General features: G+C 69.9%; 19 protein-coding genes. 7 read left to right on the top strand and 12 right to left on the bottom strand.

Annotated elements, in window-relative coordinates; genetic code table 11:
- The first annotated feature begins 18 nt into the window (after positions 1 to 18).
- Both AB8M46_RS17600 and AB8M46_RS17595 read left to right on the top strand, forming a co-directional pair.
- Entirely contained in the window at positions 19 to 414 is a 396-nt protein-coding gene (locus tag AB8M46_RS17600) for a DUF3224 domain-containing protein (RefSeq protein WP_037332056.1), read from the top strand.
- Positions 415 to 423: 9 nt separating this feature from the next.
- Complete coding sequence (locus AB8M46_RS17595; protein WP_394360768.1) at positions 424 to 1,542, top strand: DNA glycosylase AlkZ-like family protein; 1,119 nt, start codon at positions 424 to 426, stop codon at positions 1,540 to 1,542.
- A 62-nt stretch (positions 1,543 to 1,604) separates the two neighbouring features.
- Here AB8M46_RS17595 and AB8M46_RS17590 read toward each other — a convergent pair whose 3' ends face one another.
- The 6 genes from AB8M46_RS17590 to AB8M46_RS17565 are packed head-to-tail and all read right to left on the bottom strand — an operon-like array spanning position 1,605 to position 10,434.
- Positions 1,605 to 2,708 (bottom strand): uroporphyrinogen-III synthase, encoded by a 1,104-nt coding sequence (locus tag AB8M46_RS17590; RefSeq protein ID WP_394360767.1) that lies wholly within the window; start codon positions 2,706 to 2,708, stop codon positions 1,605 to 1,607.
- Positions 2,705 to 3,052, bottom strand: a complete 348-nt coding sequence (gene nirD / locus AB8M46_RS17585; RefSeq protein ID WP_350596359.1) for a nitrite reductase small subunit NirD — start codon at positions 3,050 to 3,052, stop codon at positions 2,705 to 2,707. Before nirD ends, AB8M46_RS17590 begins: the two co-directional genes overlap by 4 nt.
- The gene (gene nirB, locus AB8M46_RS17580) at positions 3,049 to 5,553 is read right to left on the bottom strand and encodes a nitrite reductase large subunit NirB (protein WP_394360766.1); all 2,505 of its coding nucleotides are present in this window, start codon (positions 5,551 to 5,553) and stop codon (positions 3,049 to 3,051) included. The genes nirD and nirB overlap by 4 nt, the downstream gene beginning before the upstream one ends.
- Positions 5,553 to 6,911: a nitrate/nitrite transporter gene (locus AB8M46_RS17575; RefSeq protein ID WP_350596361.1), complete on the bottom strand. Its 1,359-nt coding sequence runs from the start codon at positions 6,909 to 6,911 to the stop codon at positions 5,553 to 5,555. Before AB8M46_RS17575 ends, nirB begins: the two co-directional genes overlap by 1 nt.
- Before the next feature lie 29 nt (positions 6,912 to 6,940).
- Positions 6,941 to 8,368 (bottom strand): FAD-dependent oxidoreductase, encoded by a 1,428-nt coding sequence (locus AB8M46_RS17570; RefSeq protein WP_394360765.1) that lies wholly within the window; start codon positions 8,366 to 8,368, stop codon positions 6,941 to 6,943.
- Entirely contained in the window at positions 8,365 to 10,434 is a 2,070-nt protein-coding gene (locus tag AB8M46_RS17565) for a molybdopterin oxidoreductase family protein (RefSeq protein WP_394360764.1), read from the bottom strand. The genes AB8M46_RS17570 and AB8M46_RS17565 overlap by 4 nt, the downstream gene beginning before the upstream one ends.
- 467 nt (positions 10,435 to 10,901) lie before the next feature.
- Between AB8M46_RS17565 and AB8M46_RS17560 the strand changes: the two genes are divergently transcribed.
- From AB8M46_RS17560 to AB8M46_RS17550, 3 genes are read left to right on the top strand one after another with little or no spacing between them, the layout of a single operon-like run.
- Positions 10,902 to 11,426: a PadR family transcriptional regulator gene (locus AB8M46_RS17560; protein ID WP_016331506.1), complete on the top strand. Its 525-nt coding sequence runs from the start codon at positions 10,902 to 10,904 to the stop codon at positions 11,424 to 11,426.
- A 15-nt stretch (positions 11,427 to 11,441) separates the two neighbouring features.
- A complete protein-coding gene (locus AB8M46_RS17555) occupies positions 11,442 to 12,122 on the top strand; it encodes an ABC transporter ATP-binding protein (protein WP_394360763.1) in 681 nt (226 codons plus the stop codon).
- Positions 12,119 to 14,362 (top strand): FtsX-like permease family protein, encoded by a 2,244-nt coding sequence (locus AB8M46_RS17550; RefSeq protein WP_394360762.1) that lies wholly within the window; start codon positions 12,119 to 12,121, stop codon positions 14,360 to 14,362. The genes AB8M46_RS17555 and AB8M46_RS17550 overlap by 4 nt, the downstream gene beginning before the upstream one ends.
- Position 14,363: 1 nt before the next feature.
- Here AB8M46_RS17550 and AB8M46_RS17545 read toward each other — a convergent pair whose 3' ends face one another.
- Entirely contained in the window at positions 14,364 to 15,161 is a 798-nt protein-coding gene (locus AB8M46_RS17545; RefSeq protein WP_350596366.1) for a TIGR02569 family protein, read from the bottom strand.
- A gap of 105 nt (positions 15,162 to 15,266) precedes the next feature.
- Here AB8M46_RS17545 and AB8M46_RS17540 point away from each other — a divergent pair, with 105 nt between their 5' ends.
- Positions 15,267 to 16,235, top strand: a complete 969-nt coding sequence (locus AB8M46_RS17540; RefSeq protein ID WP_394360761.1) for a hypothetical protein — start codon at positions 15,267 to 15,269, stop codon at positions 16,233 to 16,235.
- 293 nt (positions 16,236 to 16,528) lie between these two features.
- On the opposite strand, the gene moeZ is transcribed toward AB8M46_RS17540, so the two are convergent.
- From moeZ to AB8M46_RS17525, 3 genes are all read right to left on the bottom strand, one after another.
- Complete coding sequence (gene moeZ, locus AB8M46_RS17535; RefSeq protein WP_016331501.1) at positions 16,529 to 17,707, bottom strand: adenylyltransferase/sulfurtransferase MoeZ; 1,179 nt, start codon at positions 17,705 to 17,707, stop codon at positions 16,529 to 16,531.
- A gap of 118 nt (positions 17,708 to 17,825) precedes the next feature.
- A complete protein-coding gene (locus tag AB8M46_RS17530) occupies positions 17,826 to 18,992 on the bottom strand; it encodes a DUF3152 domain-containing protein (protein WP_037332076.1) in 1,167 nt (388 codons plus the stop codon).
- 81 nt (positions 18,993 to 19,073) lie between these two features.
- Positions 19,074 to 19,931 carry an alpha/beta hydrolase gene (locus AB8M46_RS17525; protein ID WP_350596370.1) on the bottom strand — a complete coding sequence of 286 codons (858 nt, stop codon included), beginning with the start codon at positions 19,929 to 19,931 and terminating at the stop codon, positions 19,074 to 19,076.
- 244 nt (positions 19,932 to 20,175) lie between these two features.
- Here AB8M46_RS17525 and AB8M46_RS17520 point away from each other — a divergent pair, with 244 nt between their 5' ends.
- Positions 20,176 to 20,799 carry a TetR/AcrR family transcriptional regulator gene (locus AB8M46_RS17520; RefSeq protein ID WP_037332079.1) on the top strand — a complete coding sequence of 208 codons (624 nt, stop codon included), beginning with the start codon at positions 20,176 to 20,178 and terminating at the stop codon, positions 20,797 to 20,799.
- A gap of 73 nt (positions 20,800 to 20,872) precedes the next feature.
- Here AB8M46_RS17520 and AB8M46_RS17515 read toward each other — a convergent pair whose 3' ends face one another.
- Together AB8M46_RS17515 and AB8M46_RS17510 are read right to left on the bottom strand one after the other, a co-directional pair.
- A complete protein-coding gene (locus AB8M46_RS17515; protein WP_394360760.1) occupies positions 20,873 to 22,291 on the bottom strand; it encodes an amidohydrolase family protein in 1,419 nt (472 codons plus the stop codon).
- Between the two features lie 35 nt (positions 22,292 to 22,326).
- The gene (locus AB8M46_RS17510; RefSeq protein ID WP_394360759.1) at positions 22,327 to 23,367 is read right to left on the bottom strand and encodes an amidohydrolase family protein; all 1,041 of its coding nucleotides are present in this window, start codon (positions 23,365 to 23,367) and stop codon (positions 22,327 to 22,329) included.
- Between the last annotated feature and the right edge of the window lie 75 nt (positions 23,368 to 23,442).

The following is a 23,442-nucleotide window of genomic DNA, read 5'->3' as shown; positions in this document are numbered from 1 at the left end:
GGCTGACAGGGTGAACCCATGAACACGTTCGCCATGAAGAACTGGGAAGAATCCGTCGTCAGCGGCACGGAGGGCGCGCCGCGAGTCGCGTACGCGCACGCCACGCTCACCTACAGCGGGCTCATCGAAGGCGAGTCGGTCCTCGACTACCTGCTGTACTACGCGGGTGAGGGCTACGACGGCGGTGACACGACCTCTCCCGGCCTCGAACGGATCGAGGGCAGCGTGGACGGACGCAAGGGCAGCTTCGTGATCAAGCACGACACCGGGTTCGACACGCAGGGGATCAGGTCGGCGTTCACGGTGGTCGAGGGCTCCGGAACGGGTGAACTCGCCGGGATCACCGGCAGCGGCACCACGACGGGCGCCCTCGGCGAGCCGACGATGTCGTACACGCTCGACTACTCGCTTTAAGGAGGACCAGTGCTCGAGGTCGATCGCGAGCAGGTGCTGGCGTACCGGATCGCCGCGCACGGCCTGCACCGTGAGGAGACGGATCCGGCCGCGGCGGCCGTGTTCGACCTCGGGCTGCAGGATTCCGTGCGGGACACCGCCCTGCTGGGCCTCGTCGCCCGGATCGACGGCGACATCACGCCCGGTGTCTGGGACGACGACCGGTTCGTGCTCGCGTGGACGCATCGCGGCGCGCCGCATTTCCACCGCCGTGCGGAGCTGGACGCGATCCGGGCCGCTCTCGTGCCTCTCGACGAGAAGGACGCGATGGCCCGGATCCTCTGGCAGCGCAAGCAGGTCGACGACGCGGGCATGTCCGCGACGGACGCGTTGTTCACCGCGGCGAAGGCGATCCGCGAGGTCGTCACCGGCGTCCAGACCAAGGGCACGGTGAGCGGCGCGGTCACGAAGCTGATCCCCGACGGCCTGTCGTACGCCTGCCGCGGCTGCGGTGTCGTGCACATCTACGAGCAGTTGATGCGGGTCGCGTCGATCCACGCCGGGGTCCGGCTGGAGACGGGCGCGACCCCGGCGACGTTGGCACCGCTGGAAAGGCGCGGACGGCTCAAGACGGCGCCGGACGTCAAGGCGGCCACCCGCGTGGTCGAGGGTTACCTGCGGATCAACGGTCCCGCCGCTCCCGGCGACGCCGCCGCCTACGTCGGGACCACCCGCACCGGGGTCGACGCGATGTGGCCGGACGGCCTGGCCGAGGTCCGCGTCGGCGGCAAGAAGGCCTTCCTGCCGGAAGACCGGGTCGCGCTGCTGGAGAATCCGCCCGAGCCGGACGTGGTACGCCTGCTGCCGCCGCTCGATCCGTTCGTCCAGGCGCGCGACCGAGCCGTGCTGGTGCCGGACAAGGCCCGGCAGAAGGAGGTCTGGAAGATCCTCGGCAGCCCCGGCGCGCTGCTGGCCGACGGCGAGATCGCCGGCGTGTGGCGGGCCAAGGCGAGCGGGAAGAAGCGGCTCGACTTCACCGTCACCCCGTTCGACGCCCTCCGCCCGGCCGTCCGGAAGGCGGCCGAGGAGGAGGCCGCCCGCGTCGCCGCCGCCCGGGAGTTCCCCGACCACCGCGTCACCTTCTCCTGAACGACCTCCCGCATTTCGTCCTCTGAATGCGAATACCGCATTCAGAGGACGAAATGCGGGCGTCAGGGGTCGACGGCCAGGCGGTAGCCGCGTTTCACCACCGTCTGGACCAGTTTCGGCGCGCCCAAAGAGCTCCGCAGGCGGCCGATGGCGGTCTCGACGGCGTGTTCCTCGCCGCCGTCGGGGAGCGCGGAGACCAGTTCCCGCCGGGAGAACACCCGCCCCGGCGATTCCGCCAGCGCCCGCAGCAGGGCCATCGGCGCGGGCGCGATGTCGCACCACTGCCCGTCGACCAGCGCCGCCTGACCCCGCAGTTCGATACTCCGCCCGCCCGCGGTCAGCCGCGGCGAACGGGCTTCGAGCGCGTCGGACACCGTCCGCGCCAGCGCCCCGATCCGCGACCGCGTCGGCTGCACGGTCGGGATCCCGAGCGCGGCCAGCGGCGCCGCGGTGATCGGCCCGACGCAGGCCGCCACGACCCGTTTCTCCAGTGCTCCCACGACTCCCGGCAGCCGTCCGGTCCGTTTCGCCACCGCCAGCAGGGACGCCACCGCGGGCGCGCTGGTGAACGGCAACGCGTCCACCGATCCGTCGAGGACACCGTCCAGCAGCCGGTCCAGCGGCCCGGGATCGGACGGCCCGACCCACCGGTACACCGGCACCTCGATCACGTCGGCGCCCGCGGAACGCAGACTGTCCACGAAGTACGGAAGCGGCTCGCCGTGCAGCTGCACCGCGATCCGCTGACCGTCCACACCGGAATCGAGCAGATGTCTCAGCACCTCGGCGTTGCTCTCCGAGGCCGGCGAGTAGTCCTCCGAAAGCCCGGCCGCGCGGATCGCGCCCTTGGCCTTCGGACCGCGTGCGAGCAGCGAAGATTTCCCCAGTCTGGCCAGCAGCTCCTCCCCCAGCCCCCAGCCTTCGGCCGCCTCGACCCAGCCGCGGAAGCCGATCCCGGTCGTCGCGACGACGACGTCGATCCGGTCTTCCAGCAGGCGCATGGTGGCCGACCGCAGCTCGGTGTCGTCGGCGAGCGGCACGATGCGGATCGCCGGGCCGTAGCGCACGGTCGCACCCTTACGCACGAACAGCGCGCCGAGCTCGTCAGCCCGTCGCGCCGCCGTGATCCCGATGACGAATCCCGCCAGGGGAAGGACTTCTGTCACGGTGAGAATTCCACCTCCACCACACCCCCGGTGACCCGGACCCGATACGCGGCGACCGAGACCCCTTCGGCGTCGAGGCACGAGCCGGTGCGCAGATCGAAGCGTTCCTTGTACACCGGCGAAGCCACCACGGGAACACCGCCCGCGTCGCCGACGATCCCTCGCGAAAGCACCGCCGCGCCGCTGATCGGGTCCACATTGGACAGCGCGTACCACCGGTCGCCGGAGAGCCGGAAGATGGCCACCTGCGTCCCGCCGTCGAGCAGGGCCGCGACACCGGACCATTCGGGGACGGCGCCCGCCGCGCAGACTGCGGTCCAGGTGCGCTCGATCGACGTCGTCACTGTTTCACCTCCGGAATGCCCAGCAGGACGGGAACCTTCTGGTCGCGTTCGGTACGGAACGAGATCGTCGGATCCGGGGTGCCGGGCGCGTTGACGAACGAGCTGAACTTCGCCAGCTTCTCCGGATCCTCAAGCACGCCACGCCATTCGTCGGAGTAGTCGCCGACGTGTTTGGCCATCGCCGCGTCGAGGTCCTCGCAGATGCCGAGCTTGTCGTCGACGATCACCGCGCGCAGGTGGTCGAGCCCGCCTTCCATCTCCTCGACCCACGGCGCGGTGCGCTGCAGGCGGTCGGCCGTGCGGACGTAGAACATCAGGAACCGGTCGATCGTGCGGATCAGCGTCTCGGTGTCCACTTCGGACACGAGCAGATCCGCGTGCCGCGGGGTCGCGCCGCCGTTCCCACCGACGTAGAGGTTCCAGCCCTTGTCGGTGGCGATGACGCCGAAGTCCTTGCTCCGCGCCTCCGCGCATTCCCGCGCACAGCCCGAAACGGCCGACTTCAGCTTGTGCGGCGAGCGCAGGCCGCGGTACCGCAGCTCCAGCTCGATGGCGAGCCCGACGCTGTCCTGCACGCCGTAGCGGCACCACGTCGAACCGACACAGGATTTGACCGTGCGCAAGGACTTCCCGTACGCGTGCCCCGACTCGAACCCGGCGTCGACGAGCCGCCGCCAGATCAGCGGCAGCTGGTCGACGGTGGCACCGAACAGGTCGATCCGCTGCCCGCCGGTGATCTTGGTGTACAGCCCGAAGTCCATCGCCACCTGCGCGATCACCATGAGCTTCTCCGGCGTGATCTCGCCGCCGGGGATCCGCGGGACCACCGAGTACGTCCCGTTGCGCTGCAGGTTCGCGAGGAACTTGTCGTTGGTGTCCTGCAGGGTCGCCTGCTCGCCGGCGAGGATGTGCCCGTTGCCCAGCGTGGCCAGGATGGACGCGATCGCCGGTTTGCAGATCGCGCAGCCGGTCCCGGTGCCGTAGCGGTCGATCATCTCGCTGAACGTGGTGATCCGGGTGGCCTGCAGGATCTGGAACAGCTCCGCGCGCGACTGCGTGAAGTGCTCGCACAACGCCTTCGACTGCTCGACACCGCACGCCGTCAGCAGCTTGCCCAGCAACGGGACGCACGAGCCGCACGCAGTTCCGGCCCGGGTGCAGCCCTTGATCTTGGCGACCGAATCGCAGCCCTCTTCGGTGATCGCGTGCGTGATCGCGCCCTTGGAAACCGCGTTGCACGAACAGATCTGCGCCGCGTCCGGCAACGCGTCGACACCGACCGCCGCTCCGCCACCGGCCGGGGCGAGGATCGCGCCAGGTTCGGCGGGCAGCGGCCTGCCGACCATCGCGCGCAGCGTGTTGAACTCGCTCGCGTCGCCGACCAGGACACCGCCGAGCAACGTCTTCGAGTCGTCCGAGACGACGAGCTTCTTGTACGTCCCGGCGACGGCGTCGTTGAACGCGACCTCCAGCGCGCCCTCGGTCGCCGCGTGCGCGTCACCGAAGCTGGCGACGTCGACGCCCATGAGCTTGAGCTTCGTCGACATGTCCGGCTCGGGGAACGTGCCCTCGCCGCCGGTCAGCCGCGCGGCGACGATCTCCGCCATCGCGTAACCGGGCGCCACGATGCCGTACACCTTGCCGTCCACGGCCGCGCATTCGCCGATCGCGTACACCGCGGGATCGGCCGTCCGGCAGGTGTCGTCGACCAGGATCCCGCCGCGCGCACCGACTTCCAGCCCGGACGAGCGCGCCAGATCGTCGCGCGGCCGGATCCCGGCGGAGAACACGACCAGGTCGACGTCGAGTTCGGTGCCGTTGCCGAGCCGCGCGATGTAGCGTTCGCCGTCCGGTTCGATGGCGTCGGTCGACGTTCCCGTGTGGACGGTCACGTCGAGATCGGTGATCAGCCGCCGGAGCAGCCCGCCGCCACCCTCGTCGACCTGCAGCGGCATCAGGCGCGGCGCCATCTCGACCACGTGCGGCGAGAGACCCATGTCCCGCAACGCCTTCGCGGCCTCCAGGCCCAGGAGACCGCCACCGATGACGACGGCCGAACGACGTCCGCGGCCGGGCCGCTGAGCGGCTTCCCGGATGGCGTCGAGGTCCTCGATCGTCCGGTAGACGAAGCAGCCGGGGAGGTCGTGTCCCGGTACCGGCGGGACGAACGGCCGCGAACCGGTCGCGAGCACCAGCGTGTCGTACGGCTGCTCGTAGCCCGCTTCGGTGACGACGATCTTGCGCTCGCGATCCACCGAAGCGACCGTGTCACCGAGCCGCAGCTCGACCAGCGGATCACCCGCGTAGTCCGCGCCTTCCAGGGCGAGAGAGGCCGGATCCCACGTGTCCACATAGGACGTCAGGGCGACCCGGTCGTACGCGGGACGCGCCTCCTCGGCGAGCACCACGACCTGCCACTGACCGGCCTTGTCCTCCGCGCGCACCGCCTCGACGAGCCGGTGCGCGACCATGCCATGTCCGACGACGACGAGTTTCCGCATCAGACCTCCGCTCCCGCGAGCGCCAGGCCTCGGGTGCTCGCCACCTCCGACTGCTGTTTGCGCAGATACACCGCCCACGTGACGGCGAAGCACAGGCCGTAGAAGACCAGGAAGGCGACGAACGCCGGCACCCCGCTCTTCGTGTCCGCGAACGACTGGCGGAAGGCCAGGTTGATGAACAACCCGCCGAGTGCACCGATCGCGCCGGCCAGCCCGATCAGCGCGCCGGAAAGCTTGCGCGCCTTGAGCATCTCCAGCGTCTCGTCCGCGCCCTCGCTGATCGCGACCTTCGCCTTGGCGCGGAAGATCGCCGGGATCATCTTGTACGTCGAGCCGTTGCCGATACCGGTGAGCACGAACAGCACGATGAACGCGACGGTGAACAGCGCCAGCGAGTTCGACGTCGAGGCCAGGATCAGCACCACGGTCGCCGCGGCCATGCCGACGAACGTCACGAAGGTGACCTTGCCGCCGCCGATCCGGTCGGCCAGCCAGCCGCCCGTCGGCCGCGAGAACGAGCCGAGCAGCGGGCCGAGGAAGGTCACCGCGGCCGCCTGCAGCGGCGTGCGGCCGAACTGGTTCTGCAGCACCAGGCCGAAAGCGAAGCTGTAGCCGATGAAGGAACCGAACGTGCCGACGTAGAGGAACGACATCACCCAGGTGTGCGGATCCTTGACGACCTCGCGCATCGCCTTTGTGTCGCCCTTCATCGAGGCGAGGTTGTCCATGAAGAAGTACGCGCAGGTCGCGGCGACCACGATCAGCGGAATGTAGATGTAGAGCACCACCCGCGGCGCCGTGGCGCCGACGGTACCGATGACCAGCAGGCCGATCAGCTGGATCGCCGCCACGCCGAGGTTTCCGCCGCCCGCGTTGAGCCCGAGCGCCCAGCCCTTGTGCTTCTCCGGGTAGAACGCGTTGATGTTGGTCATCGACGACGCGAAGTTCCCGCCGCCGACCCCGCCGAGCGCGGCGATCAGCAGGAACGTGCCGAGCGAGGTGCCCGGCTCCATCGCGATCGCCGCCAGGATCGTGGGCGCCAGCAACAACAGGGCGCTGACGATCGTCCAGTTCCGGCCACCGAACCGCGCCACCGCGAAGGTGTAGAGCGGCCGCATCAGCGCGCCGATCAGCGTCGGGGTGGAGACCAGCAGGAACTTGTCGGCGGCGGAGAAGCCGTACTGCGGGCCCATGAACAGGACCATGACCGACCACAGTGTCCAGACGGAGAAGCCGATGTGCTCGGCGAGGATGGAGAACCAGAGGTTCCGCCGGGCGATCTTCTTCCCGGTCTCCTCCCAGAACCGCTCGTTCTCGGGATCCCAGTGCTCGATCCAGCGCTTTCCACGAGCTTCCATGAGGTCCTCCTTGGTGGATGCGTTCGGGTTCACTGGGCGGCCAGCCATTTCGCGACCCCGCTCACGGCGTCCTTGCAGCCGCCACAGCCGGTCGTCGCGCGGGTCGCCCCGGCGAGGGCGGGAATGTCGGTGGCGCCGCCGCGCCACGCTTCGACGAGCCGCCCCTTGGTCACCGCGTTGCAGCGGCAGATGACCGCCGACGCGGGCAGATCGGCCGGGCTCGCCGCCGACGGCGCGCCCGGCGGCAGCGAGCGTCCTAAAAGGACCGCCAGCCGGTCTTCGGGCACCGGGATGCCCCGGTCGTAGAGTTGCGTGATCGTCGCGGCCGCGTCGGGCAGGCCGAGCAGGATCGCGCCGGCCACCCGGTTCTCGCGGATGACGAGCTTGCCGTAGCGGCAGCCCGCCGGGTCGCTGAAGGTGAGCACCTCGGCGGTCGGGTCGTCCGCGCCGGTCATCGTCTCGCCGAGCGCGGTGAGGTCGATGCCCCGTGCCTTGAGCCGGGTCACCGCCTGGGTGCCGCGGTACCGCGACGCGGATTTCGTCCCGGTGACCAGATCCGCGACGACGGCGGCCTGTTCCCACGCGGGCTGCACGAGCCCGCCGAACGCGCCGGGATGCCGGGCGCAGTCGCCGATCGCGTGGATCCGGCCGTCGCTGGTGCGCAGCAGATCGTCGACGACGACGCCGCCCTCGACGGTCAGCCCGGCGTCCACGGCCAGTTTCGTCTCGGGCCGGACGCCGGTGGAGACGACGATGAGATCGGCGGGGACGTGCGTGCCGTCGTCGAGTTTGAGTCCGTCGCCGCTGACGTACCGCGCGGCCCCGACACCGAGCCGGAAGGCGACGCCGAGTTCTTCGAGCTTCCTGGTCAGCACCCGTGCCGACTCCGCGTCCAGCTGCCGTTCCATGATGTGCGGCATCGGATGCACGACGGTCACGAGGTTCCCCCGTCCGGCGAGGCCGCGCGCGGCCTCCAGGCCGAGCAGCCCGCCGCCGAGCACCGCGACCGGCGCGCCCAGCCTGGCGGCGTCGAGAATCCGCGCGCAGTCGTCGAGGGTGCGGAACGCGACGACGTCCGGGCCGGGTTCGAGCCCCTCGACCGGCGGCATCCACGGATTGGCGCCGGTCGCGAGCACGAGCGCGTCGTAGTCCACAGTGGACCCGTCGTCGAGGTGCACCCGCCGCGCGTCCCGGTCGATCGACGTCGCGGAGACACCCCGGCGCAGGTCGGCGCGGGTGCGGGACGGCCATTCGTCGTCGTGCAGCCTGACGGCCTCGGGCCGCATGGTGCCGGCGACCACCGACGAGAGCAGCACCCGGTTGTAGGCGGTGTGTTCCTCCGCGCCGACGACCGTGAGCCGTACGCGCTCGCCCTCGGGGTCACGGCGCTGGATCTCGTCCGCGAGCCGTGCGCCCGCCATCCCGTATCCGGCGATGACCACCGACCGGGGGCTCACGCGACGACCTCGGCCGGGGCGAGCGCGACCGCGCACACCTTGAACTCGGGCATCCGGCTCGTCGGGTCGAGCGCCGGGTTGGTCAGCAGGTTCGCCCTGCCCTCACCGGGAAAATGGAACGGCAGGAACACCAGATCGGGGCGTAGCGACGCCACACAGCGGACACGTGCGACGGTCTCCCCGCGGCGGGAGCGCACGAGCGCGAGGTCGCCCTCGGCCAGCCCCGCACGGGCAGCGGTGTCGGGATGAACTTCCACGAAGGCCTCCGCCACGACGTCGTTGAGTTCCTTGACCAGCCGGGTCTGCGCCCCGGACTGGTAGTGCTGCAGGACCCGTCCGGTGGTGGCCTGCAAGGGGAATTCGGCGTCCGACGGCTCGGCCGGGCCGACGTGGTCCACCGGCACGAACCGCGCGCGGCCGTCCGGATGGGCGAAGGAGTCGAGGAACATCCGCGGCGTGCCGGGATGCGCTTCCGCCGGGACAGGCCAGTAGAGGGCCTCGCCGGCGCGGAGCCGGTCGTAGGTGACACCCGAGTAGTCGGCGACGCCACCCTTGGACGCACGCCGGAGCTCGGTGAAGACGGTCTCGGCGTCCGTCGGGAACCGTCCGTCGGGCTGGCCGAGTCGACGGGCGAGTTCGGAAAGCACATAGAGATCCGTCTTCGCGCCGGAGGGTGGATCGATCGCCTTGCGCCGCAGGAGGATCCGGCCTTCGAGGTTGGTCATCGTGCCGTCCTCCTCGGCCCACTGAGTGACCGGCAGGACGACGTCGGCCATCGCCGCCGTCTCCGAGAGGACGAGGTCCGAGACCATCAGGAAGTCCAAAGAGGACACTTTGTCCTGGATGTTCCCGGCGCCGGGCGCGGAAACGACGAGGTTGCTGCCGAACACCATCAGCGCGCCAGGCCCGTCTTCGGTGCCGAGCGCCTCCAGCAGCTCGACGGCCGAACGCCCCGGCCCCGGCAGGGATTCCGGCGGCACGCCCCACACTCCGGCGACGTACTCGCGCGCGGCGGGGTCGTCGATCTTGCGATAGCCGGGCAGCTGGTCGGCCTTCTGCCCGTGCTCGCGACCGCCTTGGCCGTTGCCCTGCCCGGTCAGGCAGCCGAAACCGGATCCCTCGCGCCCCGGCAGGCCGAGGGCGAGCGAGAGGTTGATCCAGGCGTTGACCATCGCGGTGCCGTTGGCGTGCTGTTCGGTGCCGCGCGCGGTGAGGACGTAGGCGTTGCGGGCCGCGGCGAGCTTGGCGGCGACGCGTCGCTGGTCGGCGGCGGAGACGCCGGTGATCTGCTCGACACGCTCCGGCCACCAGGCCGCGACTGAACGCCACAGCTCTTCGAAACCGTTCGTGCGCTTGTCCACATAGGACTGATCGAGGAGGCCGTCGGCGACGACGGCGTGCAGGATGCCCTGCGCGAGCGCGAGATCGGTACCCGGCGCGGGCTGCAGATGCAGTCCGGCCAGCTCGGCGGTCGGCGTGCGGCGCGGGTCGACGACGATCAGGTCCGCGCCCCGCAGGTGCTGGATGAAGGGCGGCATCGTTTCGGCCGGGTTCGCGCCGATCAGCAGCACCGCGTCGGCGTCGGCGAGATCCGTGACCGGGAACGGCATCCCGCGGTCGGCGCCGAACGCCTTGATCCCGGCGGCGGCCGCCGAAGACATGCAGAACCGGCCGTTGTAGTCGATCTGCGAGGTGCCCAGCGCGACGCGGGCGAATTTCCCCAGCAGATAAGCCTTCTCGTTGGTCAGCCCGCCGCCGCCGAAGACGGCGACCGCGTCGGCGCCCTTGGCCGCGCGGATCTCGGTGAGGCGCTTCGCGACGAGGTCGAGGGCCTGGTCCCAGGTCGCGGGCCGGAGTTCGCCGTCGACCCTGATCAACGGCGTCGTCAGGCGGGACGGCGAGGTGAGCAGCTCCCCCGACGTCCAGCCCTTCTGGCACAGGCCGCCGGCGTTGACCGGGAAGTCGCGCGGGGCGACCCGGGCGCCGTCGAGGCTCATCCCGCACTGCAGGGCGCAGTAGGGGCAGTGCGTGTCCACCGCGGTCACGGTGGGGGCGGCGAGCGGCACGGGCACCTCCTCCAGGCGTCGATAGCGCTCGAAGGTAGGTAGGCCGTGTTACCTGAAAACTCCTGAATGTTTCAGGCGTTTGACATTGCCCGCCGCCGATGGACGTCACACCGTGAGGTCGGAGGGCGGGCCTTGGCGGGCTCCGCGCTGTCCGTGAAGGCAACCGATGCCCCCAATGCCACATTGGCGACACTCGACCGCCGACGAGCGAACTCCTCGACGCGGCTCCGACCCCTTGCCTCCCAGATCGTGCGCGAAAGCCACTTTCAGGACATCTGACGTCCCGAAAGTGGCTTTCGCGACACCTCTCGATGCGGCACAGATCCCATAAGGGCCGAAGGGGCCCTTCACCACATGCCACGCGGCGAAGGGAGCTTTCACCGCGCCACATGCAGGGAAAGCGCCGTTCAGCAGCTATGCACCGTGTGTATAGACCGTGCGTATACACACTGTGTATAGTCGCCCGCATGTCCATCGGGAACACCCTGCTCGGCCTGCTCGAAGCCGGTCCGAAGCACGGTTACGACCTCAAACAGCTCTACGACAAGCAGTTCCGCCAAGACCGCCCACTGCACTACGGGCAGGTCTACTCGACGCTGAACCGGCTCCTGAAGAACGGCCTCGTCGAGGAAAACGGCGTCGAAGCGGGCGGCGGTCCAGACCGGAAGCGGTACGCGATCACCGACGCCGGCGTCACCAACGTCGAAGAATGGCTGAAGAGCCCGGAAAACCCCTCCGTCTACCTGCAGAACACGCTCTACACCAAGGTCGTGCTCGCGCTCCTGTCCGGCCGCGGCGCCCAGGATCTGCTCGACGCGCAGCGGAGCTCCCATCTGCGCGCCATGCGCGAGCTCACCGCCCGCAAAACCGACGGCGACCTCGCCGACCAGCTGATCTGCGACCACGCCCTGTTCCACCTGGAGGCGGATCTGCGGTGGCTGGAGCTCACCGCCGCCCGCCTCGACGACCTCGCGCGCCAGCTGACGCGCTGATCTGGGGACCACACAGTGGAAACACCGTTGTTACACGGGCTGGGCCTGCACAAGGCCTTCGGTCCGAATCAGGCGCTGGCCGGGGCCGGGCTGACGCTCGAACCCGGCGAGGTCGTCGCGGTCATGGGGCCATCGGGGTCCGGGAAGTCGACGCTGCTGCACTGCCTGTCCGGGATCGTCCGGCCCGATGGAGGTCAGGTCCTCTTCCGCGGGCGTGATCTCGCGAGCATGTCCGACGCCGAACGCAGTGCCTTGCGACGCACCGAATTCGGTTTCGTCTTCCAGTTCGGGCAGCTCGTGCCGGAACTGACCTGCCTGGAGAACGTCGCGCTGCCGCTGCGGCTGAGCGGGATGAGGCGCCGCCCCGCCGAGCGGATCGCGCGCGGCTGGCTCGACCGGCTGACGGTCGGCGAGGTCGGCGACAGCACGCCCGGCCAGGTTTCCGGCGGGCAGAGCCAGCGGGTCGCGATGGCGAGGGCCCTGGTCACCGAACCGTCGGTGATCTTCGCCGACGAACCGACCGGCGCGCTGGACACGCTCAGCGGAGAACTGGTCATGCGCCTGCTGTCCGAGGCGGCGAAACAGACCGACGCCGCCGTCGTCCTGGTCACCCACGAACCGCGGGTGGCCGCCTACTCCGACCGGGAGGTCATCGTGCGCGACGGCCGGACACGGGAACCGGTGGTGACCCGATGACCGGGCGCGAAGACCTGATGCTCGGGTTCCGGCTGGCCGTCGGGGGCGGCCGGGGCTCGATCGTCAGGCTCGTCCTGAGCACCGTCGGCATCGGGCTCGCGGTGGCGATCCTGCTGCTCGGCGCCTCCGCGGGCACCATCAAGGAGAACCGCGACCAGCGGACGTTCGCCGCTTCCGTGCGGAGCGAACCGATCCCCGGCGTCGACCCGCTGAAGTACGCGGCGACGACGACCGACTTCCGCGGCGAGGCGATCTCACTCGTCCACCTGCGGCCGACCGGCCCGAATTCGCCGATCCCGCCGGGGGTGGACCGGCTCCCCGCACCGGGCGAGGTCTTCCTTTCGCCGAAGCTGGCCGAGCTCGTCGCGGCCGACACCAGCGGCCTGCTGCGGCCCCGTCTGCCCGGTAAGCCCGCCGGGCTCATCGCCGCGGAGACCACGCTCAATCCGAACGACCTGGTCGCCTACGTCGGCACGGACGCGATGCGGGACGCACGCACGGTCTACGGCTTCGGCGCCGAGCCCGGCTATCACGCCCTGTTCGAAAACGGGATCCTGATCCTCCTGCTGCTCGGGCTCTTCGTCCTCCTCACGCCGGTGTTCATCTTCGTCGGGACGGTCTCCCGGCTCGGCGGCGCGGCCAGGGACCGGCGGCTCGCCGCGTTGCGGCTGGCGGGCTCGTCCCTCGCGCAGCTACGCCGGATCACCGCCGCGGAATCCCTCGTGGGCGCCGCGGCCGGGCTGGTCGTCGGTACCGCGCTGTTCCTGCTCTTCCACGGCACGGCGGCGGATTTCCAGGTGTTCCGGTTCGGGTTGTACCCGGACGACCTGACGCCCTCGTGGCCGTTGGTGGTGCTGATCGTGCTCGCGGTCCCGGCCCTGACCGTGGCGACGGCTTGGGCGTCCCAACGACACCTGGTCGTCGAACCGCTCGGCGTCGTCCGCGAGACCGCGCCGCCGAAGCGCCGGTTGTGGTGGCGGCTGCTGCCGGTCGTCCTCGGAATCCTGGTGATCGCTCCGGATCTCGGTGTCGCGAGTGAACTCGGCCGCTGGGCGCTGATCGGCGGCGCGGCACTGCTGATGGTCGGGATTCCCGCGCTGCTGCCGTGGCTGCTGGAACGCGCCGTTTCCCGGATCAAGGGCGGACCGCCGTCGTTCCAGCTCGCGATCCGCCGTCTGCAGAGCGACAGCGGGACCCCGTCACGGGTGGTCGCGGGTCTCTGCGTGGTCCTCGCCGGGGCGATCGCGCTGCAGAGCCTCTTGGCGGGGCAGGCCGCGTTGGAGGCCGATCGCCAAGACGGCACGGGAGGCCGGATCACCGTTTACGCGGACGGTTCCGTGGCCGATCGGGCGATCGCCGCGGTCCGCGCCGTCCCCGGCGCCGCCGATCTCCAGGCGCTGCGTTCCCTGTTCGTCGACGGAAAGCGCGAGGACGGGGCGCTCGTGCCGATCGCCGTCGCCGACTGCGCCACGATCGAGGCGACGACCACCGCGACCGGTTGCCGCGACGGCGATGTGTTCGCCGATCCCTCCTTCCTCCACATAGGACAGTCGGCGAAGATCACGGACAACGACAAACGGGAGCAGCCGTGGACCGTTCCGGTCACCCTGCGGCCGTTCGAGGTGAAGCCATCGAGCGTCACCGAGACCCTGGCGCCGCAAGTGCTCGCGACGCCCGCGGCGGTGGCGGGTGTCGACCTGGCCGCGGCCTTGGTCACGGCGACCCTGCGCGGGACGACCGGGAATCCGGATTTCGTCGAGCTGGTGCGGAACTCGGTGGCGCCGTACAGCGGGCAGGTCACCGTGGCGGCCTTCAACGGGGAGCGGGCCTCCACCGAGGCCCGGATGTTCGACGACGCGCGGGAAATCCTGCTCGGCGGCGCGCTGTTCGTCCTGCTGCTGGCCGGGGTGAGCCTGCTGGTGCTCGCCCAGGAACAGGTCCGTGAACGGCGGCGGGCCCTCGGCGCGCTGTCCGCCACCGGTGTCCCGGTGCGGGTGATCGTGCGATCCCTCATGTGGCAGAACGGGATTCCGCTGCTGCTGGGTATCGTCCTCGCGACGGCGACCGGGATCGCCGTCGCCGCGCTGGGCAAGCGCCTGTTCTGGGACGGGCTGTACGTCGACTGGTCCGCGGTCGCACTGCTCGCCGCGGCGGCCGTCGTGATGGTGCTGCTGGTGACGGCGTCGACGGTGCCGTCCGTACGCTCGGCGGCGAAGACGGAGAACCTGCGCACCGAGTGACCTACAGCACGGCGCTCACGTCCCGGGCGGCGGCACGAAGTCCGTCGTGCGCCGCCCGGGTCGACCGCGGGTCGAGGGCGTTGGCCGCCAGGCGGAAGAGGACGGCCCGCAGGAGAAGCTGCGGCCATTCGGGGAGATGCGCCCAGCGTTCGAGGAGATCGATGGTGGCGCCGCCCCAGGCCAGCGCGTCGACCGCGACGATCGCGGCGCCCCATTCACCCGGCCGGTAGTACGGCACGAAATCGACGATGCCGGGCGCCGCGTCGCCGTCGAAGAGCACGCCGGCGAGAAGCTCCCCGTGGACGACCTGGTCGGGTAGTTTGACCGGTCTTCGGGACCCGGCCAGTACCTCGAACCAGCGGCCGCCCTTGTTCTCGTCGAGGGACATGTCCGCCTCGCCCCAGGCAAGTTTGTCGGCCAGCGCCTCGAGATCGGTGCGCCGTCCCAGGAAATCGGGCCGGGGCAGACCGGCCGTCGCGCGATGCAGTTTGACCGCCGCGTGCACGACCTCGTCGTACCGGTGCTCGGCCGTGCCGGACACGAACCGGTTCGCCGACCAGCCGCCGACCACCCACCGGCCGTCACTGGACCGGACCGGTTTCGCGACCCGCAGCCCCGGCTCGTCGACGGCCTCCAATGCCCGTGCCGTCCACAGGGTCCGGGACTTGTCCACGACCGGCTTGAGCACGAGATCGTTGTAGCGCCAGGAATCGGTGCCGGGCATCGGTTCCGCGTCACCGGTACGTCCGCCGAACGCCGCACAGACGTGTTCGGGAGGGCTCTGAAGGGTGGCACGCACGGCTCGGCACGTTACCCCGTCTTCCGTGCCACGAACGAGAAGACGCGCTGGTCTTGAGTAGCGATACTCATGACACGATCGCTTCTGACCTGCCATTCTTCGACCGTGCTCCCCCGAACGGCGCAGCGCCGCCTCACCGACGGGCAACTCACCGCCCTCGCGCTCGGTTCACTGTGGCTGCTCGGCACACTGGGCACGGTCACCGTGGGCCTGTTGCTCCTGCTCGCCGCGTTCCTGCACGTCCCGTGGATCGCGCTGCCGGTTCCGCTCGCGTCGATCGGGATGGTCTACGTCGTCGGTTTCGCGGCGCCAGAGGCTTTTCCGGCCGTCGCGAAGCCTTGGCCACGGCTGGCGTGGGCTTTCGTGGCCGGGATCTCCGGCGTTTTCGGCGCGATCTTCGTGCTGGAGGTGGCGGAGGCGTTCGATCCGTGGTTCGCGGTGCCGTTCTTCGGGGTGCCGGTGCTGCTCGTCGCGGGTCTGTTCGCGCGGGGACTGGGCGTCCGGCTGGGCGCGGGAGTCCTTCTGATCGCGCTGGTCGCGGGCGGGATCGCCGTCCCCGCGTCGCTGCCTTCGGACACCGCCGCCCGGCGGCTCACCGCGACCGGGGTCCCGCACGACCGCACCCTCGCGGCGGATCTCGGCCCGCATCGGCTCCCGACCAAGACGACCGAAGACTCCGGGTCGCTGATCGTCGAGTACGCGCCCCAGCTGTGGATATCGCCCGTCTGGACCTTCGCGACCGACGTCGTCGAGAGCTGCGAGACAGCGGTGAAGACCGCTTGGCGCCTCGAAAACGCGACGTGCGCCCAAGTCGGCGACGGCGAGTTCGTGCGGCGCGACGCCGAGCGGATCGAGTTCGTGCAGCGACGCGGCGCGCTGTCGGTGCACGTCGCGGGCAATCACAACTGGAAACCCGAGGAACTGCGGGAACTGGCAGGGAAGACTCATCCGCTGACCGACGCCGAGATCATCGCCGCCGTGCCGAAGTCGCGGGGCGGGAACCGGACCGATGTCCTGGCGGGGTTCACGACCTTCGTGCGGGCGATCTTCACCGGCCGCTCGATCGGCTACTGACGCTCGGGGGAGCAAGGGACCTTTGCTACCACCCGCGCGGCGAGTGGAGGTGTGTGGAAATAGGGACGTTGAGTGTCCCCATTTCCACACACCCCGTACTCCGCGTAACGGCGCCTACGGACCGTGTGGATTTTGGTGCGTCAGATGACCCGAAACCCACACGGTCACCGCGCCGAGCTGCAGGAAGAGAGCGAGGGACCTTTGCTACCACTTTGGGCACCCCCAAGGCTCCGCGCGTGAAGGCCCCCTTCCCTCGACTCAGCCGAGGAAAGGGGGCCTTCACGCGCAAAACGTCAGTAGGTCGGCAGGCTCTGGTCGATCTGCCGCGCCCAGGCCAGCACGCCACCACCGAGGTGGGTCGCGTCCTTGAACCCGGCCTTGTGCAGCGCCGCCAGCGCCTCCGCCGAACGCGCGCCCGACTTGCAGTGCAGCACGATCGGCTTGTCCTGCGGCAGTTCCGACAGCGCCTCGCCCGAAAGGATCTTGTCCTTCGGGATCAGCGTCGCGCCCTTGATGTTCACGATCTCGTACTCGTGCGGCTCGCGGACGTCGATGAGGGCGAAGTTGTCGCCGTTGTCGAACTTGGCCTTGAGTTCAGCCGGAGTGATCGTGCTTCCCGAAGCGGCCGAAGCGGCTTCGTCGGACACGACGCCACAGAACGCTTCGTAGTCGATGAGCTCGGTGATCTTCGGGGTCTCCGGATCCTTGCGGATCTTGACCTCGCGGTACTTCATCTCGAGCGCGTCGTAGCTGACAAGCCTGCCCAGCAGCGGCTCACCGATACCGGTGATCAGCTTGATCGCCTCGTTGACCATGATCGAGCCGATCGACGCGCACAGCACGCCCAGCACGCCACCCTCGGCGCACGACGGCACCATGCCGGGCGGCGGCGGCTCGGGGTAGAGGTCGCGGTAGTTGAGGCCCTTGCCGTTCGGCGCGTCCTCCCAGAACACGCTCGCCTGGCCCTCGAACCGGTAGATCGAGCCCCACACGTAGGGCTTGCCGGTGAGCACGGCGGCGTCGTTCACCAGGTACCGCGTCGCGAAGTTGTCGGTGCCGTCGAGGATCAGGTCGTACTGCTCGAACAGTTCGAGCGCGTTCGACGACTCGAGCCGGTCGGTGTGCAGGTGCACCTTCACGAACGGATTGATCTCGGCGATCGTCTCCTGCGCCGACGCGGCCTTGAGCTTGCCGATGTCGGACTGTCCGTGGATGACCTGGCGGTGCAGGTTCGATTCGTCGACCTCGTCGAAGTCGACGATGCCGAGCGTGCCGACCCCGGCCGCGGCCAGGTACAGCAGCGCCGGGCTGCCGAGGCCACCGGCACCGATGACCAGCACCTTGGCGTTCTTCAGCCGCTTCTGCCCGGTCACCCCGACGTCCGGGATGATCAGGTGACGGCTGTACCGGGCCACCTCTTCCTTGGTGAGCTCGGCGGCCGGCTCGACGAGCGGCGGCAGCGTGCCTGACATCGGGTCCTCCATCTCGCGTGGATCGCGGGTCGCATCCCAGTATCTACAACACCGACAGGCGGAAACGACTTCCCCTGTTTCATATCCTGGGATGTTCCAGCAGGTGAGACGGCGTGGACTAGGGTGTCTGATTCGGCCAGGAGCCCGGCTTGCAGACCTTGCCGTCCGCCGGCACCTTGCCGCGGTCGCCGCCGGGGAGATTGTTCAGCTGCGCCACGAAGTCGTTCGAGACGCCGAAGGTCTGCTGCATCATGACGGGCGCGACGGCGCCGTTCTCCGGGCAGCCCACGTGCTTTCCGCCCAGGGCGTGCCCGACCTCGTGGTTGATGGCGTACTGGCGGTACCCGGTCATGTCGCTCTCGAAGGCCAGCGCCCCTCGCACCCAGCGGGCGAGGTTGATCACCACGCGCTTGTCGAAACTCGAGCGGTAGCAGGACGTCTCGTAGGTGATCTGGAACATGCAGACGTCCGCGCGATGCGTGGTGTTCGGTGTGGTGAGACTCACCCGGAAGGTCGGATTCGGGAAACTCGCGTCGACGCGCTGGAGCGCCTTCTTGCCGTCCCACGTCCAGCTCTTGGGATTCGACAGGGTGCCTTCCACCATCGCGGCGAAGCTGTCGTCACCACCGTAGCTGGCCTGATCGATGCCGTCCTCGACCTCGATGGTGTACGTGTACAGCTGGCCCGTCCCGACCTTGTCGCCCTTGCCCGGCACCACGTGATAGGTGCCCTTGCCGGACTCGGTGAAGGGGCCGCCCTTGGGCAGGTCCGCGGTCGGGATCTTGAGGTCGACCGGTTTGGCCGGGTTCTCCGGGAGGACATCGCCGCCTCCGTCGACCCCCGCGCCCGGCTCGCCGCCGTTGCCCGCGGATCCGTCGGCCGCGGCCTGGGTCGTGCCGTCGGAGGCGATCGGTTCGGCCGGGCCGGTGGCGGTGTTGAACACGACCAGCGCGGTGATCACCACGAGGATCGGCAGTGCGTACACGCGCCAGCCGTAGGTCTTGGCGAACTGGCCGATGCCGCCCTTGCGTTTGGCGGCCTTGGCCTTCGCGGCGCCGGTCTCGTGCGGCTTCCAGGACGCGCTGAGCGGCTGGGCGCTGGTCCGGCGGCCGCCGGGACGGTAACGGTCCTCGTCGAGCCGCTGCGACGGTGGCGGCGTCGGCCGGTACTGGCCTGTGCGCGGCACGTCGGAGGACCGGGGCTGGGCGCGCGGCGGACGGCGGGCGGATGCGGAGTACTGAGACCGCCGACCCTCGCCCTGCGCGCCTTGCTTTACCCGATCCACGCGCACCAGGGTGCCATAACCGAACTGTGATGTTGTGAGCGACCGGCGCTTCGCCCGGCGTGTCCTACCCACCCGAATGGGCTACCACGTGCCCGATTCGACCGATTCCCACATCCCCAAAACGGCCTTCGCTACGACATTCGGGCGTTCCATCTGCGCCACGTGGCCGGTTCGGGGCAGAACGAGCAACCGCGCGTGCGGAAGTAGCCGAGCGGTGCGCTCGGCGCGCCGGACGGAGATCACCCGGTCGTGCTGCCCCCATACGACGAGCGTCGGCGCGTCGACGGTCGGCGCGACCGCCCACAGCGACGCGGGACCGCGCGCGGACCACGTCCGGAAGATGCCGAACGTGCTGCGCGCCAGCGCGGGGGCGGCCCAGGCGAACCCGGCGCGGGCACTGTGTTCCTCTTCGAGCTCGTCCAGCCGGCTTTGCGCGAAGCGGCCCGGGTCGGCGAAGCACAGCTTGATGACCTGCATGGCTCGTTCGCGCGGGCCGAGCGCGGCGAGCTGGCGGCGGACCGCCGGGCCGATCAGCGGCAGGTACGCGAACGCCATCCGCGGATCGGACAGCCGCTTCATGCTGGGCCGGAGATCGGGCATCGCGGGCGAGATCAGCGTCAGCGTCTTGACCAGCTCCGGGCGGCGGGCCGCGACGAGCAGCGCGACGGCGCCGCCCATCGAGTTGCCGAACAGGTGCACCGGCCCCGCTTCGAGACTCTCGATGTGGCTCGCCACGACCTCGGCATGCGCGTCGAGGCTGAAGTCGAAGTCGTCGGGCGGCTCCGAGTAGCCGAAACCCGGCAAATCGACCGACGTGCCCGAGGCTTGGGGCGCCAAGAGGGCGGCGAGGTCGGTCCAGTTCGTGGACGATCCCCCGAGACCGTGGACATAGACGGCCGTCTCGGGACCGCCCGGAGTCCGGCGGATGTGCAATTTCACCCCGCCGACACCTATTGTTTCCCCGGGCCAAGGGGGCGGCGCCGGGTCCAGCGACGGCAATGACCTGCGCGAGAGCGGCACATGGGTCAGCGGAGAGCGGCCCCCGGCGGCACGGGAAACTGAAGAAGACACAGCATCAAGGATGCCCGACCCTTGGCGGTCCGGCCGTACCGGCGAGTAATCTCGAGCTCACTTCACGCGGCGGTGACCCCGCCCCGCGGAGCCCGCGGCTACTGGAGGAACGATGACAGAAATGGCGCGACTGCAGGCCCGAGGCGTCCGCCTGCCCAGAACGGAACGCCGCGCCCAGCTGCTGGCCGCCGCGCAGCGGGTGTTCGCCGCGAACGGATACCACGCCGCCGCGATGGACGAGATCGCCGAAGAGGCCGGAGTCAGCAAGCCGGTCCTCTATCAGCACTTCCCCGGCAAGCTCGACCTCTACATCGCGCTGCTGGAGAGCCACGTCGACGAACTGGTGCGGCGGGTCAAGGACGCGCTCGACTCCACGTCGGACAACAAGCAGCGCGTGCCGGCGACCGTCGGCGCGTTCTTCGACTTCGTGAACAACGACGCCGGCGCGTTCCGCATGGTCTTCGAGTCCGACCTGCGCGGCGAGCCCGCCGTCCAGGAGGCGGTGGACCGGGCGACGTCGGCCAGCGTCGACGCGATCACCGAGACCATCACCGCCGACGCGGGCCTCGACGAGGACAAGGCCCGGCTGCTCGCCGTCGGCCTCGTGGGCCTCTCGCAGGTCAGCGCGCGGTTCTGGCTGGCGCACCACAAGTCGATGAGCCGCGAAGAGGCCGTCGCGCTCACCGCCAACCTCGCCTGGCGAGGCATCGGCGGTGGCTTCCCGCTCCAGCACTGACCCCCGCGTTTCGTCCTCTGAATGCGGTCCTTGCACGCGCAGCGATCGCATTCAGAGGACGAATTGCGTCAGGTCACTGGGGCAGGAGCTTCTTCAGGCGGTCGGCGGCGGCCTGGGCGTCGGCGACGACCTTCGCGGTGTCGATACCGACAACGCGGCCTTCGCGCTTGAGGACGCGCCCGTCGACGAACACCCATGAGACGTTCGCGGGCTGGGTGTTGAAGACCAGCTGATTCACCCAGTCCACCTTCGGCGCGAAGTTGACCGCCTGGGCGTCGACCAGCTGGAGGTCCGCCTGCTTGCCCGGCGTCAGCGACCCGATCTCCTTGTCCATCCCGAGCGCCTCCGCGCCGCCGAGGGTCGCCATGCGCAGGACGTCCGTCGTGGTCGGGTAGACCGCCGGATCCGTCGTGGTCGCCCGCTGGAGACCGACGGCCGCGCGCATCACGTTGAACATGTCGCTCGTGTCGTTGGTGCCGCCGTCGAGGCCGAGCCCGACCTTCATGTTCCGCTTCTTCATCTCCGGCAACCGGATGACGCCCGACGCGAGCCGCATGTTCGACAGCGGGTTGTGCGCCACGCCGACCCCGGCGGCCGCGAGCTCGTCGAGATCGGCGTCGGTGGTCTGGATGACGTGGTTCGCCACCAGCCCGGGGTGCAACGCGTTCGCGCGCCGGAGCGCGTCCATCTGCCCCGCGGTCAGATCGGCCTTCGATTCGAGCAGGTGCACGTTCAGCGAGACGCCGAGTTCGCGCGCGAGCTTCTCCGAAGCTTCGACGCTCGGGAAGTTCCCCGTGGACGGATGCGTGCCGATCTGCAGGCGTGCCAACGGGTTCGGATCGATGACCTCGCGCTTCACGCGGCGGATCTCGTTCTGCAGCGCGGGATCGGTGGTGCCGTTGTAGGAGTAGAGGAACCGCAGTTTCGACTCGCCGAGCGCACGGAGACCGCCCTTGGCGAAGTCGGTGTTGAACGCGTGCGACCAGTCGGTGACCGTGGTGATCCCGGTCGAGACGACGTCGGCCGCGGCGAGTTTCGTGCCCGCGTACGCGTCCGCGTCGGTCACGGGGGCGCGGTACAGCGGGATGACACATTTGCCGAGCCAGCCGATGAGTTCCTTGTCGGCCGCGCAGCCGCGGATGAGCGACTGCCACAGGTGGTTGTGCAGGTCGACGAAGCCCGGCAGCACGATCTTGCCCCGGCCGTCGACGACTCTCGCGGTGCCGGCGTCGAGGTCCTTGCCGACCTGCTTGATCTTGGTGCCTTCCAGTACGACGTCGGCGTCGGCGAGGGCGCCGAGCGGTCCTTCGCCGAGGCCGGGATCCATCGTGAGCACCATCGAAGCGTCACGGATGACGACCCGGCCGGCGCCGGTGAATTCCGCGTCGCCGGCTTCGGTGGTCTCGCGCCCCAGATTGGTGAGCAGGGCCGCTCCGAGGACCACGGCGATGGTGAGGCTGAAAACGGACAGGATCGATCTGTTTCGTTTCATCGTTCCAACTCCCCAGTCGAAAAGATCACGCTAGCTCACCTGACGCGGACGCCCCGCAGAATTACCGCGACGGGGTGCTCCAGCCGTGCCAAGTCTTCACGAGGATCTTCCGCGTAGACGACGGCGTCGGCGGGCGCGCCCGGGACCAGCCCGGGCAACCCCAGGTATTCGCGCGCGGCCCACGAACCCGCGGCGAGGGCGTCGTGCGGTCGCAGCCCCGCTTCCGCGAGGGCGCGGATCTCGACGCCGACGCGGCCATGCGGCCGGGAGTCGGTCCCGGCGAGGATCTTCACCCCGGCTTCGGCCGCCGCCACGATCAACCCCGGATGCGCCTCCGCCCCGCCGACGAACCACCGTTTCCGCGGGGTGTCCTCACGGTTCCGCGCCCGCCCGAGCGCCGCCTGGAACACCGAGAGCGTCGGGGTGAGCGCGGTCCCGCGGGCCGCCATGTCCGGCAGGTACCCGGGATCGAGCCACATCCCGTGTTCGACGGAGTCGACTCCCGCGGCCACCGCCGCTTCACCGCCGGCGGCGTGCTGCGAGTGCACGGCGAGACGCCCGCCCACCGCGTGCACCGCCTCGACGACGGCGGTCATGACGTCGGACGGCACGGCTTCGTCCCCGACCCGCCAATCGGCGATGATCTTGGCCCAGCCGGTGCGTTTCGCCTGCGCCGCGGCCAATCCGGGGAGCTCCGCGTGCGTGGCGCGGCGACCCCAGCCGTCGAAGAACTGGCCGTGCTGCGCGATCCACGGCCCGGCGTGCACCGCGCGGGGCAGGCCGGGTTCGGCGCCGAACCACTCGGGCGGCTCACCGGGCAGCCCCGGCGAACGGATCATCGTGACCCCGGCGTCGACGTGCCGGTGCAGATCGGCGCGCAGGATCTCCTCGTCCATCGCGTCGCCGGGCTCCTCGGCTCCGGGATGGGTGTGGGCATCGACGAGGCCCGGCAAGAGCCAGCCCTCGGCGACCAGATCCGCCCCTGGAACCGGATCGGTGGTCCATCGGTCGCCGTCGGCGTAAAGATCGACGTACTCGCCGTCGGGAAGCGCACGGCCTCGGATTCTGACGATCACAATGCCCCTCGCTCTCATGTCGAGCAATCCAGCGGCATCGCGACAAGCCGGGTTTCGGCTATGAATCAAAGCGAC

The sequence above is a fragment of the Amycolatopsis sp. SB7-3 genome, assembly GCF_041021335.1.
Classification (GTDB): domain Bacteria; phylum Actinomycetota; class Actinomycetes; order Mycobacteriales; family Pseudonocardiaceae; genus Amycolatopsis; species Amycolatopsis japonica.
This window is presented reverse-complemented; position numbering and strand designations above follow the sequence as displayed.